Below are 17,586 nucleotides of genomic sequence, written 5' to 3' on the forward strand. Positions count from 1 at the left end.
AAACATCATCGCGCCAATGGTAGTGTGGCTCCGGCCATGTGAGAGTAGGTCATCGTCAGCTCTCTATTCCTGAATCGCCCCTCAACTTAATTGTTGAGGGGCTTTTCTTTGTCCAAAGGTTGCGGTTAGAAAACTATTTTACATATCCTTAATACATAACTTAACAGCTATGTATTGTTGAGATGACTTATTAAAGCTATGATTATTACAGTTCATGTTATCGATGCAGGATTGCTAGAGAAACATGGGCTTTTATAAATGAACTTAATATCATAAAAATTAATAATCACAAGGATGAGATGATTATGACTATTGCAAAGAATATTGAAGTAAGCAGCACCTCAGAAACAAGTTTTGAAGACGCTATTCAAAAAGGCGTGGCGCGTATCGCCAAAACCGTTAACAATGTTCAAGGTGCTTGGGTAAAAGAGCAGAAAGTTGGTATTACCGATGGTAAGATTAATAAGTATCATGTCATTATGATTGTGAGCTTTGTCATTAATGAAGATACTGACCTTAGTTAATTATTATTAACAATGCCAAATTACTTATAAACCTGATTTATTAAAAAATAAAAAGCCTGTGTATGCAGGCTTTTTTTTATGTCTTTTAACCAGCCATAAAACAAAGATTTACTCATAGAAATTTCTTAACATTATAGATTGAGGTAGATGTAGTAAACTGGTTGTTCGATATTTTTAACATGATTTTTTAACAAAGTTTTTATAAATAGAGAAAGCTATGGCAGTTGATTTTACCAATACCTTGATCGTTGCGATATCAGCAACCGCTTTATTTGATTTATCAGAGTCTGAAAATCACTTGATAGCATTATTGCAGCAGCGACCTAGCGATGCGATTAAAGAGTTCCGCGACTATATGGCTGAGCGCGAGAATGATTCGCTCAGCATTGGAGCCGGCTATCCGCTTATTAAAGCATTGTTAAATTTGAATAATTATTGCCATGATTGCGAGACGCAGGACGCAGGTATCGAGACGCCATTGGTAGAAGTGGTTATCGTCTCAAAAAGTAGCCCTGATACAGGTATTCAGGTGCTTAATGCAATTCGTGAACATGGTTTAACCATTTCTCGCTCGGCGTTTATATCCGGAAGCCCTATAGCGCCTTATATTAAAGATTTTAATGTGGATTTGTTTTTGACCACCAATCGTGATGACGCTCAGCAAGTTGCCGATGCCAATATTTGTGCCTGTGCGATATTAGATGCCACACCAGTAAATACTTATGAGCTCGATACTAAGCAGCTGCGTATCGCATTTGATGGTGATGCGGTGTTGTTTGATGATTCAGGTGAGCTGCTTTATAAACAAAAAGGGTTGCGGGCTTTTCATGAGCGTGAAGCCGAAATGCGGGATTTACCGATAGAAAAAGGACCTTATGCAGAGCTGTTGATTAAGCTGTCAAAAATGCAAGAGCGATTGCCTGCAAGCTTGCATACTTCTCCCATGAAGATAGCGTTAGTCACTGCCCGTAATGCCCCTGCGGACTTACGGGCGATTAAAACGCTACGTGATTGGGGTGTTGATCTCGATATGGCGTTTTTCTTAGGTGGGCTTGAGAAAACAGCGGTGCTAAAAACCTTTGCGCCGCATATTTTCTTCGATGATTCAGTTAAACATATTGATGCTGCTCGTAGTTTTGTGCCGACCGCTTTGGTACCTTATCATTCGACCTCGTTACTTCATGCCAATAGTATTCTGACGGCTGATAAAGACGCGTCGTTATTGTCATTTAAACCTGTAGAAAACCCACTTTTTTCTGTCAGTCGTTGATAGTGTTTTTATAAAATGTAGCGCTTATATAAAATTAAGAGGCTTAAAAAGGTAATACCTAATATGAATTGGCAGCAATTACTAACCTTGGTGATGGAGCGGATTAAGCAAGTCATCGGCTTATATGCGTTTGTGCTCATACCCATGTGGAGCATGTATGTGCTGAATGAAGCGGTGTTTTTTGGTCTATGGAATATTTTTGGTATTGTGCCACGAGCATTAGACGTTGGCAGTATGATTGGAGTTTTTGCATCATGGACAATGCACGGCAATTTTTCCCATTTACTTGGCAATACGTTAACGCTATTACAAATTCTGTTTTTGTTTGGGCTGTTTGAAAATAATGCTTATCGTACGGTACTCAAATTAATCGTGGCGTCAGGATTGGTGACTTGGGTGCTTGGCTCGCCTTCTTCTATTCATATTGGCGCGTCGGGGCTGTGTTTTGCGATGCTTGGTTATATGATAGGCGGCGCAGTATTTGCAAGGCGCTGGGGCTACTTATTGGCTTGTATCGTGATGGGGACGGGCTATTGGTTGACTATTAAACAAGGTTTGATGCCGCAGCAAGGTATCTCATTTGCGGCGCATTTTGGTGGGTTATGCGCCGGTTTGTTGTTGGGTGCCAATTCTAAGCACGCCTATATCAGAGTAAATAATCGTCGTTAATTTTATTTTAGGCACATATATTAAGACAGCCTATTCAATCAAGTACGGAGATATTTATAAATAAGTTTGTAAAACCCAATAAGTGGGTTATTTCTTATTGATACAAACATTGATATATAGCGGGTCGCTCTTTTCTAAAGCTCGCCACTTGGTGGTTTGCTTTACATGCTCATCGATACTCAGGTTACTGTCTTTTTCTTGCAACACATAGTCTGCACGGGCAGGGGCGGCACAGTCAATCACTTGTGGTACTTGCTGCACACTTCTACGTCTTTCAAACAAATATAAATTCACCAAGTAAATATTTGGCGCATCGGCGTTGGCGCGAGCGTGTCCGCTATCAGCGGCGATAAAGCGTAATGTCTGTGGTTTAACATATGACCAAGGACGAAACCACGTGCCTTCTTCAACTTTTTTGACCACATGGACACCTTCAGGAAGCTGTGCGACCTGCTGACCAAACCAGCTATACTCTTGGCTTATTTGAAAGCCAAAGATACCGATGGCACCAAATAATGGAATAAGCCATCTTGGCGCTTTTTTACCGGCAAGTTTACTCAGGTGAGTGATAACCAATGCTATCCCAGCCAAACCAAACCCAGCGGCTATGGTCGCGATAAACTCAAAAAGCATAAGACTTTTCCTTAACGCCATTAGCGCATTTAATACCAATTATTAAAAACAAACCTACGATTACAAGTATGTTAAGCGCATTTATTATGTCACTTATGATCATGTTTCTCATTATTTTTACTTTTAAGAGCGATGGATAAAAAAATCACTCACAAGCAGCTGCTGCCTGTGAGTGATATATTATCGTAAAAAAGAACTTATCATTTGCACATCATTTTTTAGCTTATATCTAAGCTTAGTGATCGATTGCGCCGCCAGCGCCGCGTGGCGAACGTACGCTTTCAACCAACTCTTGGATATGGGCTGGTGGTGGCGCAGTTGCATAAGAAACGGCAAATGCGACGATGAAGTTAAGTAATGCACCAATCGCACCAAACGATAATGGTGAGATACCAAGTAACCAATACTCTTCCGTATCAGGAAAGTTTGCCGTACCAGTGATAAAGAACCAGCCTTTGAAGACGAAGATATAAACCAAGATACTAATCAAACCTGTGAGCATACCAGCGATGGCGCCCAAGTTATTAATACGCTTCGAGAAAATACCCATCATCAATGCAGGGAACAGTGATGCACCTGCAATACCAAAGGCTAATGCAACGACCTGTGCGGCAAATCCTGGGGGATTAATACCGAGCCATGTCGCAACCACAATCGCGATAGCCATCGTGATACGCGCGACTTTTAGCTCGCCTGCATCAGTGATATTTGGATTCAGGTTACGCTTGATTAAGTCATGACTGATCGCAGATGAGATTGCGAGTAGTAGACCAGCTGCCGTTGAAAGCGCTGCTGCCAAACCACCGGCGGCGATAAGACCGATAACCCAACCTGGTAGCTGTGCGATTTCTGGGTTAGCCAATACCAAGATATCAGCGTTGACGTCAAGCTCGTTACCTGCCCAACCTCTATCAACAAACACACCATCACGCTCTAAAGCATGCTCAGCTTTTGCTTCTTCAACCGTCGTAGTAGCGGCAGCAACATCACCACCGTCAGCGGTAGCCGCAGCCAATGCAAGCTCTGCTGCACCAAGTCCACTATCGCTATATAACTGAATACGACCATCGTTATTTAGATCGTTATATTTAATAAGACCGGTATCTTCCCATGTTTTCATCCAGTCTGGACGTTGATCATACTCGATCGCAGGGGCATCAACACCTTGTGGATAAATGGTATCGATTAGGTTTAAACGTGCCATCGCACCTACTGCCGGAGCAGTAAAATAGAGTAGCGAGATAAATACCAATGTCCAACCAGCTGTCCAACGGGCGTCAGCAACTTTAGGAACCGTGAAGAAGCGAATGATAACGTGCGGTAAACCGGCGGTACCAATCATCAATGATAAAGTAAACAGCACCATATTTAGCTTGTTCGGCACGTCAGCGGTATAAGCGGTAAAGCCTAAGTCGACGACGATTTGGTCAAGCTTGGTCAGAATAGGAATGCCTGCTTCAACATGGTTTGAGAATAAACCAAGACCTGGAATCGGGTTACCCGTCAGTTCAAGTGAGATAAAGACGGCAGGGATGGTATACGCAATCATTAGAACCACATACTGCGCAACCTGCGTGTAGGTAATCCCTTTCATACCACCAAGTACGGCGTAGAAGAAAACCACAACCGCCGCAATAATCAGACCGGTGGTGTTATCAACTTCTAAGAAGCGTGAGAATGCCACACCAGCACCGGTCATCTGACCGATAACATAAGTGGTTGAAGCAATAATCAAACAAACAACGGCAATCATGGCCGCAGTCTTAGAATAAAAACGGTCCCCAATAAAGTCAGGAACCGTGAACTTACCAAATTTACGTAAGTAAGGCGCTAGGAGCATAGCCAGTAGAACATAACCGCCTGTCCAGCCCATTAAATACGTTGATGCCGCATAGCCGCCGGTTGCAATAATACCTGCCATTGAGATAAATGACGCCGCACTCATCCAGTCAGCAGCCGTTGCCATACCATTCATTACTGGATGTACACCGCCGCCAGCAACATAAAACTCACTGGTCGAACCTGCACGTGCCCACCAAGCAATACCGAAGTATAAAGCGAAGGATAGACCTACAAAAATAATATTAATCGTAAATTGACTCATAGGACTATTCCTCGTCTACACCATATTGTTTATCGAGTTTATTCATGCGCCATGCATAGAAGAAGATTAAAGCGATAAATACGATAAGAGCCCCTTGTTGTGCAAACCAGAAGCTTATATCGGTACCGCCTACTCTAATACCTGACAATAATGGACGTAGTAAGATGCCAAAACCATAAGAGACTAAGGCCCAAATGACAAGGCTAACTTTAATGAGACGGAGATTGGCACGCCAATAACCTGATGAATCGTTGTGGTTTTCCATAGGACAACTCCTTTTGTCTAGCTTAAAAACAAGGTCACTGATTTGAGTCTGACAAGTCATTTTGCTTTAGTGTTTGTGCTACTACAAAAAGCAGTGTGACACTCAGTCCATCTTATAACCATAAAAACGGTAGACGAACGGCTAAAGCAGAATGATCAATCAGGATAAGTAACCCAAAATTATCAACATATGAGCAAATTTTTTTCAATGCTAGCGATACATACACTGATGTTAAGTTGCTGGGTACGACGACAGCATAAAATTTGCAGGATAAAATCAATATAAACCGGTTAAAAATTCATTCTTTCTTTATCTATTAACAGAGATGAAGAAGTTTTTATTAAATTAAGCGGATATAAATAGTGATATTTAAATAGGAAGGTCGGTATTGGCTGACAATCCTCTGTCTTATCATTCATATCATCTTCCCGATAATATGGCTTCAATACTTCAAAATTATTCATTCCAGTAAGTATTGCAAGCATTTTTTATAAACTTATTAGGAATATATACAATATTGACTTAATTAACAATAAATAAATTTTATTTACTTTATGTAACTAAATATTTGTTCCATAGAAACTATAGTATAACTTATGTTAGTAAAAGTTAATAAATCTCCTGTCTCTAATAGAATAGCCTACTAACACCTTATTAACGTTAAGGATTTATTCTTATGGCTATATTAATAGCTATAAGTTAAAAATAGCATTTATTTCAAAAATAAGAATCAAGAACTCATAAGCAAACGTTATATTGCCAAATTTTTTTATAATAAATAAGCGTTATATAAAGATAGTCATACTTTCATCACTATGAATCAGTCTTAAAAGTTTTTCATTATTATTTATTTATAACAATAGATTTTTTATTTAAAGTCTTTTACTCGTCAAAAGTTTACAGATATTAAAGGTTCTAAATAAAGGATTGAAATAGTTAAATAATCGCCAGTCAGTTAAAATACGCCAACATGATATGGGTGATTTCATTGCCACTTTATTGCTTAGCTTTCCAGTACTGTTAGAGAGGTCAGGAGAGAACAAAGCGTCATAAGAGGGTAGACAGTCACATTAATTAATAACATATGTTAAAAATATAGAAAGTCAGTCAGGGAAATATAGTATGAATGAAGGCATAGCAGGTTGGTTTAATAGCATCGTTAATTACGGTGTTAGTATTATTTGGGGTAATAATGATTGGTTAATCGCCAGCAATCCATGGTATGGCTTGTTGATGTTTGTCTTGATTGGTGCCGGTCTTTATTTTACCGTTGCTACGCGTTTTATTCAATTTCGTCACTTCGGTCATATGTGGCAATTATTACGGGTGTCAAATCAAGGCCGTAAAGATGGTGGTATCAGCTCGTTTGAGGCGCTGATGACCTCACTGGCGGCGCGCGTTGGTACGGGTAACTTGGCAGGGGTAGCCATTGCTATCTATCTTGGTGGACCAGGTGCCGTATTTTGGATGTGGATGACAGCGATCGTGGGGATGTCGACCAGTTTTATCGAGTCAACTTTAGCGCAAGCCTATAAAGTGCCGCATAATGACAATGTCTATCGCGGTGGACCGGCTTACTATATCGAAAAAGGTTTGGGTAAACGTTGGCTTGCGATATTTTTCTCGCTTTGTTTGTTGGTTGCTTTTGGTTTGGCATTCAACGGCGTGCAGTCAAATACGATTGCACAAGCGACCAATGAAGCCTTTGGTATCCCAACATGGATGACAGGTTTGGTATTGGTGCTACTGGTTGCGCCAGTAGTATTTGGTGGTTTGCGTTCGGTTGCGCGTATCGCGGGTAAAATCGTGCCCGTCATGGCGATTCTTTATATCTTATTGGCGCTTTATATTATTGTTACCAATTTTAGCGAATTCCCAGCGGCGATTGCCTTGATTGTAAAATCGGCCTTTGGCTTTGAGCAGGCAGCGGGCGGTGTGATTGGTTATGGTATTGCGCAGGCAATGATTAATGGTATCAAGCGCGGTCTATTTTCTAACGAAGCCGGTATGGGCTCAGCGCCTAATGCGGCAGCAACGGCAAAAAGCCATCCTGATCATCCAGCGGTGCAAGGTTTTATGCAAATGCTGGGTGTATTTATGGATACGCTGGTTATCTGTACCGCAACCGCTGCCATTATTATCCTCTCTGGCGTCGTCGACCCGAGTGTCGAGCAAGAGGGTATTCAGTTAACCCAGTTAGCATTGTCGCAGTATGTGGGCGATATGGGCGTGATTTTCGTCGCGATTGCTATTTTCTTCTTCTCATTTACCTCTATCATCGCCAATTACAGTTATGGTGAGTCGAATCTTGAATTTATCTCTGGCGAGAAAAATGCCAAGGTAATGATCATGATTTTCCGCTTTATGGTTTTGGGCATGGTGTTTGTCGGCGCAATTGCGAGCTTACCTGCGATTTGGAACTTCGCTGACTTATCGATGGGTCTAATGGCACTCGTTAACTTAATAGCGATTTTAATCTTGTCACCCGTAGCGCTGCGCATATTGCGCGATTACGAAAGACAAATCAAAGAAGGTAAAACGGGCGATCAAATCAAGTTTAATCCCGATGACTTTGTGAAATTAAAAGATGAAGCCAATCGTGATGCGTGGACTGATTAGCCTTTATCAGTCAATCAAGAAATTGAGCCATTAAAGTTATAAACAATAAAAAACCGCCCTTATCATTAAGAGCGGTTTTTTTTATTAAGCTATGTTTATCTCAAACATGGTTTACATGGTTTACATGGTTTACATGGTTTACATGGTTTACATGTTTGGATAGTTAGGACCGCCGCCGCCTTCTGGCGTCACCCAAGTAATGTTCTGTGACGGATCTTTAATGTCACAGGTCTTACAATGGACGCAGTTTTGCGCATTAATCACAAATTTAGCGCCTTCGGCATCTTTTACCACTTCATAAACGCCCGCTGGACAATACAGACGCGCAGGCTCAGCATATAGTGGTAAGTTAATAGAGATAGGCACTGTTGAATCAGTCAATTTTAAATGCGTTGGTTGGTCTTCAGCGTGGTTGGTATTAGAGACAAATACTGACGATAATTTATCAAATATCAATTTACCATCTGGCTTAGGATAGGTTGGCTGGTAGGCATGAGCCGCACGTTCTAGCTGATCGTAGTCAGGAAGATTGTCGTGTAGGGTAAATGGCATTTTACCTTTCAACAAGTTGTGCTCGATAAAAGTAAACGCGCCGCCCATAAACAGACCCATGCGATGTATCGCAGGCGAGAAGTTACGCGACTCGTAGTTGTCTTGGTACAGCCATGACTCTTTATACATAGTGGTATAAGCCACTACTTCGTCATGCTCACGACCAGCTTGTAATGCTTCAAAAATTGCTTCTGCAGCTAGCATGCCTGACTTCATAGAAGTATGCGTGCCTTTAATCTTCGCAGGGTTTAAGAATCCAGCATCATCACCGACCAACACGCCACCTGGGAAGGTGAATTTTGGTAATGAGTTTAAGCCGCCTTTGGTCAACGCACGTGCGCCGTAAGAGATGCGCTTACCGCCTTCTAGTACGTTTTTGATGACAGGGTGGGTTTTTAAGCGCTGCATCTCATCGAATGGCGACATATATGGGTTGTGGTAAGACAAATCAGCGACAAGACCAAAGCTGACTTGGTTATTCTCATCAAAGTATAACCACCAACCACCAGTAGAACCTGTCTCGGTCAATGGCCAACCAAGACCATGCATGACCACACCTTGCTCGTGTTTCTCAGGTGCAACTTCCCACAGCTCTTTTAGACCAATACCGTAATGCTGAGGGTCAGAGTCTTTATCAAGACCGAAACGACTGATTAAGCGTTTGCCCAAATGACCGCGGCTACCTTCAGCGAAGATAGTGTACTTGGCAAGCAGCTCGTAACCAGGCTCAAAGCTAGCCTTGGCTTCGCCACTGGCAGCCACACCCATATCGCCAGTCAAGATACCACGTACAGAACCGTCATCGTTGTATAGAATGTCAGCAGCAGGGAAACCTGGAAACATCATGACTTCAAGCTCTTCAGCCTGTACGGCTAACCAACGAACCACATTGCCTAATGAAACAATATAGTTGCCATTGTTGTGCATTGGGGCTGGAATAAGAGGGTCAGGAACCTTGGTTGAACGAGTGGCTGAATTCAAATAGTAGAAGCGATCTTCAGTGGCTGGCACGTTTAATGGTGCGCCTTTCTCTTTCCAGTCTGGTATCAGCTCGTTTAAAGCACGTGGCTCGATGACAGCGCCAGATAAGGTATGCGCACCGAACTCAGAGCCTTTTTCGACCACACAAACCATAAACTCATCGTTACCAGCTTCGATAGCGAGCTGACGTAGACGAATGGCGGCAGACAAACCGGCAGGACCACCACCGACGACAATGACGTCAAATTCCATCGACTCACGTTCGATTTCAGGCTCTGCGGCGACCGGTTCTACGACAGGCTCAGGTGTTTCTTTTAACACAGGAGCGTCTACCACAGAAGCAGCAGCTTCTGTCGCTTCAACTTCAGCGGCTTCTTCAGTCGTGGCGACTTCTTTAGCTTCTACAGTTACCGTTTCTGCTACTGGTGTATCAGTATTTACGGTATCGCTATTTACGATGTCACTATCAACGACTGGCGTTTGATTGTCTTGCTCTTGCATACCTACTCCTAAACTTGTAGTGGCTTATCTCAGGGCATCATTAGCTTAACAATTGAATAATAAGGCTTGCGGCGCTAACGTTACTCAGACATATGGCTGCCCGATAAAAACTGTCTTTGCGGCATCAATTGACGACGTTAAGATTAAAAATATCCGATATAAAAAATATCAACCTACAACGTAAAATGTGTCATTAATACAACACCCACTGAACCATTTGAAATAAAAAATCGTTACTCATTATAAAAGAAAAGTCCTACAAACACGATACGCATTTCTGGGTATCAATGTTAAGGTAAGAATGGCTGAGTAGGGGTACAATGACGATAGGCTTTCATCATACCCGAAACTAAAATTTATAGTAATAACAGATTTGCCAAACTTTGATTACTAAATAAAGGATTGTATGATGAATGATAACAATAAAAGTGTCGATACCGCTGCTGAAAATAACGCTCAAGCCCCACATGATATAGCGTTCGAGCTTAAAAATATGGATGCGCTTAGCCAGTATTTTAAGTCGGCAGCCGGCATACGTGAAGGACGCGCCATACCGCCTCTTGAGAAATGGCATCCTGAGCAAGTAGAGGATATGGATTTGACTATCAAAGCCAATGGCGAGTGGTGGCACGAAGGCGTGCACATGACCCGGCAGTCATTAGTTAATTTATTTGCCACTATCTTATGGAAAGAGGAAAATGCTGGCAAGGTTGAGTATTTTTTAAAGACACCGGTACAAAAGCTGCGTATTCAAGTAGAAGATGCACCATTATTGATTAACGATGTCGGTATCGTTGATGAAGACGATAAGCGCTGGCTGGAATTTACCACCACCACGGGCGATGTGGTGCGTTTAGATGATGAGCATACTATTAGTCTGCGTGCTTATATACCTGAAGACGATACCAGTAATATTAATGCTAGCAGCATTTATGATAATGATAAAAACAAAGAAAATAAACCCTTAGAAAGCGATACCCAAGTTCGTCCTTATATGATGGTACGAAATAACTTGCGCGCGCTGATTGGGCGTAACGCCTTTTATCATTTAACGGAAATTGGGGAATTGACAGAGCGTGATGGTGAGACGATACTAACGCTGCAAAGTGGCGGTAAGTCTTATGCATTATCGATGCCATTCAGCTAAGAATAAAACATATTTAGCATCCGATAATATTTAACATCTATATAAAAACGGCGGTAAGATAGCAATGAAAATTGCCGTAAAAGCAGCTCCAAACAATACAAGCTATGAGAGCCTTGATACAGCCTCAATGATATTTACCAATCATAATACGAATATTAAAAAGGTTATGTCGAATAATAGCGTGATAAATAATGCGGTTAAAAATGATCGCAGCGCGCCAATAGGCGTGTTTGATTCGGGCGTTGGAGGGTTGTCGGTTTATCTACACTTGGCTCAGCAATTACCGCATGAACGTTATGTTTATTATGCTGATACCTTGCATGTACCGTATGGCAATCGTGATAGTGAGGATATTAAAGCCTTGACGCTGATAGCGGTAGAATGGCTATACCAACAAGGCTGCAAGCTTATCGTTATCGCCTGTAATAGCGCCTCAGCTTATGCATTAGAGACCGCCAGACGCTGTTATCCGCAGCTGCCCATTGTCGGTTTGGTACCTGCTTTAAAACCTGCGGTCTTAGCCAGTAAAACCGGTCATGTCGCGGTATTGGCAACGAAAGCGACTTTAAATGGGACGTTACTTAACGATGTCATCACTAACGTTGCCAGCCCCCATGCCACCAAAGTAACCAAGTATTTTGACCCAAAATTGGTCCCTTGGGTTGAGTCGGGTATGCCAAAAGACAGTAAAACCGCGCAGGATTTACGCCAGCAATTACGCCTATTCACCCAAGAGGGTATCGACCAGTTGGTATTAGGCTGTACCCATTATCCCTTTTTTAAAGCGTTTTTACGCCAAGAGATTGCAGAGCAGCAATTAGCGATACAAATTGTCGACTCAGGGCAAGCAATCGCTGAGCGCGTCAAGCAACTGTTGTTAACAAACCAGTTATTGGCGTTGCCCGCCGAGGTTGCAGCTGATGAGGCGTTAAAAGATAAGGCAACAAGGGTGAATCTATCGCCGCCATTGACCTTTTATGCGACCAAATATGATGAGCAGTTAGGTGTGGTGATACAGCATTTGTTAGGCCAGCAGACTGATATACACTATTACCTTTCGCCTTAAGCGGCTTTGTTTTATCCTAAGAAGCGTTTTTTATCTGCTCAATAATCAGCTAGCTGTTATAATCCCGCAATATATTAATGGAATTAGTAATAAACTAAACGCATCTCAGTAATATTGTGCTAGGCTAGTATTTGCTAAACAGAATATTTGAGATGCTCCTGATTTCGTTAGCAATTTATTTAGCAATTGATATGACTATTATTTATATCACTACCTAAGCTTAGAGGTGATTGTGCCAAACCGTCGCTATCATATTCACGTCATATGCGCTGACAACGACCAGCTGTTGGTTTTAGACAGTGTGGCGATGTTTTTTCAAGCCCGCGCATTTTTAACTTATGACGTTTCTAGCAAATTACCGAAAGCGTCGTTATATGGGCGCCAGTGTATCGATGCCTGTGATTATGCGCTGATGATTATTGGTGATAGCTATGGTACGGCGCAAAATACCGGTGTTAGTCAAATGCATTTGAGCTACCTCAATGCCAAAGCCAAGCTCAAACCCTTGCTAATATTGGTTAAGAGCCACCATAATGAGGTCAATATCAGTCGGCAGCTGCAAGAATTCACCAATATGGTGACCAAAAAAGCCGATAAGATTTATTATTATGAGAACGAAAACGATATCGAGCAGTTGCTTATTCAAGCCTACTATAAAATGGTCGCCAATCATGGGGTAGAGGATGGCTGGGTAAGAGTCAGTGACGAGCTGATGAAAGCGAATAAATCGGCACTTACTGAAGAGATGTCTGCTAGCTTTTCGACCAATAGAGGGTCTAAACAAGCTCAAGAACATCCAGTTATTATTAATCATCTTACCGCTGATAGTGTAAGTAAACCCATCATACTGACCGAAACTTTTGAGGTTCAATATAAAGCGCAAGCTTATGAGGGTGGTAATTTAACCGATGTGACCAGACCCATGATTTTGTCGTGGCAAGAGGTATTAGTCACCTTGATGAAAATACCTGCGACCTTTTCAAGCTATGGTTTGCAGAGCGCTATCAATCGCTTAATCGCTACGAGAGCTGAGGCAGATATTAAAAAAGACATGCCAAACGTTCATGCTGTGGCGCGCTGTCAGATTTCTCAGGATGATTTAAATCAATTGCAGCGTCAGTTAGTAGCGGCGAACTGGATACAATTAACCACTTATGGCACGCGGGTCACCCAAGAGCTATGGAAACTCACCTACCATGCAAAAAGTCTATTGGCCGATAAAAAGCCAAAAATAGACAGTCAGCCGTCGCTGCCTCTGAATTAACGCCACGTATCACTCTTATTATTAATAAATATCTTATTCAATTTATAATCAGCTAGGTTTATCTATAAAAGCCTGATTGATGGCTGCCTCTAACGATTTAACTGTTACATTTTGCGCTCTAAATAAATTTTAAGACGCCCATGGCTACGTTTTGTAATACAAAGCATACGTCTCAATGGTTGTGAAGCTAGGCAATACCCGTAATAATGAAGCTGATAAGTACATAACAATATTGAACAACTAGGGAGAATAAATAATGAGCAACTCTAAAAAAGATACATTAAACACTGAATTAACCAGCTTGGAAGAGAAAATGCACGAAGCAAACCAGTTTCATACCTTGGAAGAGCAAGTAGCCGATATGAAGCGTCGCGGTATTGATCCGACTCAAGCCTATAAAGATTTGGATAGAAAAGAAGAAGATGCCGATTGGGGCGATGCTACGTGGAAAGAAAATGGTAAATGGGAGCCAAAAACGCCTGCTGATTTAGATGAGAAAGCGCGTGAAAACTGGGATGGCGACAACGGTAAACCAACCCCGCCACCGATTGTTTAGTAGCAGTTGTTTATAGAGATTATTTAATAACGACCATTTATTCTTAAAGCCTTAAATGTATTTTATAAAAAAAAGCCACGCTAATTTGCGTGGCTTTTTTGTTAGCTGGCTAACGCTAGTAATTAAATATCATAGCTTTAACCGTTCATTTTAATATCTAACTACGAACCTTCATCCACACGCACGAGTTTCACTGTGCCATCAGGACTGGTCACACGGCGATAGCGCGTATTGCTTGATGGTGATGGTGATGGTTGTACGGAGTAAGTGTTAGAAGTGGATTTAGGGCTAGTTTGCTGCTGAATCAATTGTCCCATACGGTCGGCAGGGGCAGGATTTAAAGGACGACTGTTTGCTGGCTGCCCATATTGGTTGCCATACTGAGAGCTGCCAGTAGCAGCGGTATTACCAATGATTGCACGATAAAACTTCTGTCCTGCGCGTCCATCGGCTGGGAAGATACCATGGCTTGATTGATATTGTTGAATCGCAGTACGCGTATTATCACCGATGATACCGTCGACTTCTCCAATATCGTAGCCGGCATTTAATAATGCTTGCTGAATTGCTCTGGATTCTTGGCGACCAATACCAGGGTCGTCAGTTGGCCAAGCGGTAATAAAGTCGGTTTTACTGCTATCTTCGCGTGTAATTAAATCCGATAAATGGGCAATCGCCAGTGCATAGCTTTCTGAGGCATTATACGAATAGAAGGTATCGAAGTTTTTACCGACTAAGAAAGCGGGACCGTCAGGACCTGCAGGTAATAATAGACCGGCACTATTCAAATCAGACGGCAGCGGGCTACCGTTCGCCAATGTCAGTCCTTGATTGCGCCAATGACTGATAGATTTTTTGTCTTTACGGTTCGATGCACCCCAAAATCCGCTCGGCAGTTTGACTTCATAACCCCATGGCTCACCTGAGCGGTAGCCACGTTTATCGAGGAAATTGGCAGTAGAGGCAAGCGCGTCAGGGACACTATTAACCAAGTCGCGACGACCATCACCATCGAAATCGACGGCCAATTCTAAAAAGGTACTTGGCATAAATTGTGTTTGCCCAAATGCACCAGCCCAAGAACCGGTCATATCGCTGGGTGCGATATCGCCATTTTGTACAATTTTTAGCGCATTGGCGTATTCGCCTTGGAAATAGCTCTGACGACGATCAAAACAAGACAGCGTCGCTAAAGATTCAAACAAAGGCTTTTTCCCCAATGTCTGACCAAAGTTAGACTCTACGCCCCAAACCCCTAATACGTGCTCGGCTTTGACACCATAGCGCGATTCGATGCGGCGCAGTGTGTCTGCCCATTGACGCTTGGCGCGGATACCATCTTCTACTCGTTCCGTATCGACAAGTGACGACAGATAATCCCAGACGTCCTTTTGAAATTCGGGTTGATAGTTTAACGACTGAATGACGCTAGGGTCAGACTGGCTTGGACGATAGTTATTAAAGGTAAAGCTATCGACGCCGCGGAATTTGCTAGAGTTCTTTAGACCATCTAAGCACTGTTGGAACTCGCTATTAGATAAGTCTGGCGCTGGTGGTCTGGCGGCTTGAGCAGTACTGGCAAGGCTAAGGCCAACCGCGATGCTAAGCAGCGATAAAGTGGAGAATGGAGTCAAACGCATGAGAATATCCTATAAACGTCAAAATTATCATTTAGAAATGGAGCAAGGCTAATAAAGCTAGTATTGACTTAGAGTAACCAATCTCAATAGTAAAGAAAAGGTATCGAAGCACTCAGTTACTATAAATTGACGTGAGCGTGAGGTTAGAAGAGGGATTGGGGCAAATATGGCACTGCACAACTTTAGAGAAGTCTCTGATTTTAATGCGGGTAAGCGGTTTTGACAGCCATTTAATAAATCTACTTTGTCAAAATACTATCCAACTCCTCAATAAAATCATGAATACGCTCGGCATTTTTACCCAAATCGCTACCCCCAACCCGTGATTTACTGCGGATATCGACCAGGCGCTCGCTACCGTTATCAGTGATACGTACGATGACATCATCTTTAAAACCAAACCACATCGTCCTATCTGTCGCTTCGACAATTCCTTGGTCAGCATCAATATTTACCAGCTGCCAACCTAAATTATCGATGGCTTGTTTGGTTGCCTCGACCAGCTCGGATTTTGATTGGAGATAATTCAATGTTTGTAGTTCAGGGTAGGCGGCGCGCTGTTGGGTTGCTGCTTCTACACCTGCATACTCAACTGGGTTTGGTGCATCAGCACGTAGTGGGGCAATGGCTACAAATTCAGGCGGGTTTACCAAATCGGTCGAAATATCATGAATGGGCGGCACACTTTTGCCCTTATTCAGCATGCTAAGCGGTATTGCAATAGCAATAGTAGACAGTAGCAGCGCCATTATCGTACTGCCAAGCGTCACTGTTTTGCGTTTAAATAGGATTTGCAACACCAGCAAGATAAGAGCAGCGATACCCGCAAACACCCCAAACTTAAAACCCATAAATGCGGTACCTAAGTCGACGACACCATACTTATAAAGCGGACCGGGTAAAGCGACCAGTAAAAAAGCGCTTAAACTGACAAGGCTCACTAAGACTTTCATCGGCTCTCTCCATTATTATTTAGTCGCTGCTTACTTTATTACTTTATCCTTACTTGCTGTGCTAATTAATCTTGGTTTTTACTTAATAGCCAAACATGCTCAGTTACCGATAGTTCGGCTGCAGAATTAAGGGTTGATGACTGGCTTTCAAGCTCAATAATTTCATAATTAGCGTCATAATACTGCTTTAATTGTTCCCGACTGATTGAAAAAGGCGGGCCGTCTTTTTTACTTTGATCATAGTTCAGGGTAATTAATAGCTGTGGCGCGTTATTACTAAGCTTATATATTTGCTTACTATAATCAGGGCGCACGTCTGCTGGCAAGGCTATCAATGCCGCTCTATCATAAACGGCATCAATGTCGCCAATAGCTGTAGGACTCAGGGCAAAAATATCTGCTACCCATAAGGTAATGGTTTGACCAGCAAGCTGACCTTGATAGCGCTTTAAAGTTGAGCCATCAGCAGCGCTAGTAAACTCAGTAATGGTAGGGGTTATATTTTGCTCAATAAAGAACGCTTGTACGGCTGATTCGACCAGCTCAATGCCAACGACATCATAGCCTGCGTGAGCCAGCCATACCATATCAACTGATTTACCGCACAAAGGCACCAATACTTGGCTACCTGCGGGCAACGCCGGATTAGAAAAATGTTTGATGAGCTCAGGGTTGACGTCAGACTTATGAAAGCCAATACGTCCTTCCTGCCAGCGTTGTTGCCAAAATTTAGAATTCATACCATTATTCCTAGCCTATCAATGCTTTAAAGGTTTAACATTATCATACCGCCAAACGCAATAAAAAAGCCAAGCGTATCAACCCTTGGCTTTTATAGCGTC

General features: G+C 42.4%; 15 protein-coding genes. 8 read left to right on the forward strand and 7 right to left on the reverse strand.

Translation table 11 applies throughout. From position 1 onward, the window contains the following. Window positions 1-305 precede the first annotated feature (305 nt). The 3 genes from JMX50_RS11130 (at window position 306) to JMX50_RS11140 (ending at window position 2,463) form a co-directional block, all read left to right on the forward strand. A complete protein-coding gene (locus JMX50_RS11130) occupies window positions 306-524 on the forward strand; it encodes a dodecin family protein (RefSeq protein WP_105246437.1) in 219 nt (72 codons plus the stop codon). Window positions 525-741: 217 nt separating this feature from the next. Next, window positions 742-1,794, forward strand: coding sequence for a 5'-nucleotidase (locus tag JMX50_RS11135; RefSeq protein ID WP_201629567.1), 1,053 nt, complete (start codon window positions 742-744; stop codon window positions 1,792-1,794). 63 nt (window positions 1,795-1,857) lie between these two features. Then, the gene (locus JMX50_RS11140; protein WP_201629568.1) at window positions 1,858-2,463 is read left to right on the forward strand and encodes a rhomboid family intramembrane serine protease; all 606 of its coding nucleotides are present in this window, start codon (window positions 1,858-1,860) and stop codon (window positions 2,461-2,463) included. A gap of 87 nt (window positions 2,464-2,550) precedes the next feature. Here the strand turns inward: JMX50_RS11140 and JMX50_RS11145 are convergent, their stop codons facing one another. From JMX50_RS11145 to JMX50_RS11155, 3 genes are all read right to left on the reverse strand, one after another. Beyond that, entirely contained in the window at window positions 2,551-3,096 is a 546-nt protein-coding gene (locus JMX50_RS11145; RefSeq protein WP_201629569.1) for a hypothetical protein, read from the reverse strand. Between the two features lie 235 nt (window positions 3,097-3,331). Next, window positions 3,332-5,200 (reverse strand): sodium:solute symporter family protein, encoded by a 1,869-nt coding sequence (locus JMX50_RS11150; protein ID WP_201565169.1) that lies wholly within the window; start codon window positions 5,198-5,200, stop codon window positions 3,332-3,334. 4 nt (window positions 5,201-5,204) lie between these two features. Next, window positions 5,205-5,465 carry a DUF4212 domain-containing protein gene (locus tag JMX50_RS11155; RefSeq protein ID WP_201565170.1) on the reverse strand — a complete coding sequence of 87 codons (261 nt, stop codon included), beginning with the start codon at window positions 5,463-5,465 and terminating at the stop codon, window positions 5,205-5,207. A 1,122-nt stretch (window positions 5,466-6,587) separates the two neighbouring features. On the opposite strand from JMX50_RS11155, the gene JMX50_RS11160 reads away from it, so the two are divergent. Beyond that, window positions 6,588-8,084, forward strand: coding sequence for an alanine/glycine:cation symporter family protein (locus tag JMX50_RS11160; protein ID WP_201565171.1), 1,497 nt, complete (start codon window positions 6,588-6,590; stop codon window positions 8,082-8,084). Between the two features lie 147 nt (window positions 8,085-8,231). On the opposite strand, the gene JMX50_RS11165 is transcribed toward JMX50_RS11160, so the two are convergent. Continuing rightward, complete coding sequence (locus JMX50_RS11165) at window positions 8,232-9,869, reverse strand: electron transfer flavoprotein-ubiquinone oxidoreductase (protein ID WP_201565185.1); 1,638 nt, start codon at window positions 9,867-9,869, stop codon at window positions 8,232-8,234. Window positions 9,870-10,527: 658 nt separating this feature from the next. Here JMX50_RS11165 and JMX50_RS11170 point away from each other — a divergent pair. From JMX50_RS11170 to JMX50_RS11185, 4 genes are all read left to right on the forward strand, one after another. Then, window positions 10,528-11,265: a DUF1285 domain-containing protein gene (locus JMX50_RS11170; RefSeq protein ID WP_201629570.1), complete on the forward strand. Its 738-nt coding sequence runs from the start codon at window positions 10,528-10,530 to the stop codon at window positions 11,263-11,265. A 166-nt stretch (window positions 11,266-11,431) separates the two neighbouring features. Next, the gene (gene murI / locus JMX50_RS11175; RefSeq protein ID WP_201629610.1) at window positions 11,432-12,331 is read left to right on the forward strand and encodes a glutamate racemase; all 900 of its coding nucleotides are present in this window, start codon (window positions 11,432-11,434) and stop codon (window positions 12,329-12,331) included. Window positions 12,332-12,563: 232 nt separating this feature from the next. Next, the gene (locus tag JMX50_RS11180; RefSeq protein WP_227671036.1) at window positions 12,564-13,595 is read left to right on the forward strand and encodes a DUF4062 domain-containing protein; all 1,032 of its coding nucleotides are present in this window, start codon (window positions 12,564-12,566) and stop codon (window positions 13,593-13,595) included. 256 nt (window positions 13,596-13,851) lie between these two features. After that, window positions 13,852-14,151 carry a hypothetical protein gene (locus JMX50_RS11185; RefSeq protein WP_201620091.1) on the forward strand — a complete coding sequence of 100 codons (300 nt, stop codon included), beginning with the start codon at window positions 13,852-13,854 and terminating at the stop codon, window positions 14,149-14,151. Window positions 14,152-14,312: 161 nt separating this feature from the next. On the opposite strand, the gene JMX50_RS11190 is transcribed toward JMX50_RS11185, so the two are convergent. The 3 genes from JMX50_RS11190 to tmpT all read right to left on the reverse strand — a co-directional run bounded on the left by JMX50_RS11190 (window position 14,313) and on the right by tmpT (window position 17,484). After that, window positions 14,313-15,791 carry a lytic murein transglycosylase gene (locus JMX50_RS11190; RefSeq protein ID WP_201629572.1) on the reverse strand — a complete coding sequence of 493 codons (1,479 nt, stop codon included), beginning with the start codon at window positions 15,789-15,791 and terminating at the stop codon, window positions 14,313-14,315. Between the two features lie 239 nt (window positions 15,792-16,030). Continuing rightward, window positions 16,031-16,744, reverse strand: coding sequence for a DUF1499 domain-containing protein (locus JMX50_RS11195; protein WP_201629573.1), 714 nt, complete (start codon window positions 16,742-16,744; stop codon window positions 16,031-16,033). Window positions 16,745-16,809: 65 nt separating this feature from the next. Then, complete coding sequence (tmpT, locus tag JMX50_RS11200; protein ID WP_201629574.1) at window positions 16,810-17,484, reverse strand: thiopurine S-methyltransferase; 675 nt, start codon at window positions 17,482-17,484, stop codon at window positions 16,810-16,812. Window positions 17,485-17,586 lie beyond the last annotated feature (102 nt).

This window comes from Psychrobacter maritimus (assembly GCF_904846345.1).
Lineage (GTDB): Bacteria > Pseudomonadota > Gammaproteobacteria > Pseudomonadales > Moraxellaceae > Psychrobacter > Psychrobacter maritimus.

Coding starts and splice junctions, on each gene's coding strand:
- JMX50_RS11165 (WP_201565185.1), bottom strand. CDS start 9,869: ATGGAATTTGACGTCATTGTCGTCGGTGGTGGTCCTGCCGGTTTGTCT.
- JMX50_RS11150 (WP_201565169.1), bottom strand. CDS start 5,200: ATGAGTCAATTTACGATTAATATTATTTTTGTAGGTCTATCCTTCGCT.
- tmpT (WP_201629574.1), bottom strand. CDS start 17,484: ATGAATTCTAAATTTTGGCAACAACGCTGGCAGGAAGGACGTATTGGC.
- JMX50_RS11190 (WP_201629572.1), bottom strand. CDS start 15,791: ATGCGTTTGACTCCATTCTCCACTTTATCGCTGCTTAGCATCGCGGTT.
- murI (WP_201629610.1), top strand. CDS start 11,432: ATGTCGAATAATAGCGTGATAAATAATGCGGTTAAAAATGATCGCAGC.
- JMX50_RS11140 (WP_201629568.1), top strand. CDS start 1,858: ATGAATTGGCAGCAATTACTAACCTTGGTGATGGAGCGGATTAAGCAA.
- JMX50_RS11130 (WP_105246437.1), top strand. CDS start 306: ATGACTATTGCAAAGAATATTGAAGTAAGCAGCACCTCAGAAACAAGT.
- JMX50_RS11135 (WP_201629567.1), top strand. CDS start 742: ATGGCAGTTGATTTTACCAATACCTTGATCGTTGCGATATCAGCAACC.
- JMX50_RS11170 (WP_201629570.1), top strand. CDS start 10,528: ATGAATGATAACAATAAAAGTGTCGATACCGCTGCTGAAAATAACGCT.
- JMX50_RS11185 (WP_201620091.1), top strand. CDS start 13,852: ATGAGCAACTCTAAAAAAGATACATTAAACACTGAATTAACCAGCTTG.
- JMX50_RS11155 (WP_201565170.1), bottom strand. CDS start 5,465: ATGGAAAACCACAACGATTCATCAGGTTATTGGCGTGCCAATCTCCGT.
- JMX50_RS11145 (WP_201629569.1), bottom strand. CDS start 3,096: ATGCTTTTTGAGTTTATCGCGACCATAGCCGCTGGGTTTGGTTTGGCT.
- JMX50_RS11195 (WP_201629573.1), bottom strand. CDS start 16,744: ATGAAAGTCTTAGTGAGCCTTGTCAGTTTAAGCGCTTTTTTACTGGTC.
- JMX50_RS11160 (WP_201565171.1), top strand. CDS start 6,588: ATGAATGAAGGCATAGCAGGTTGGTTTAATAGCATCGTTAATTACGGT.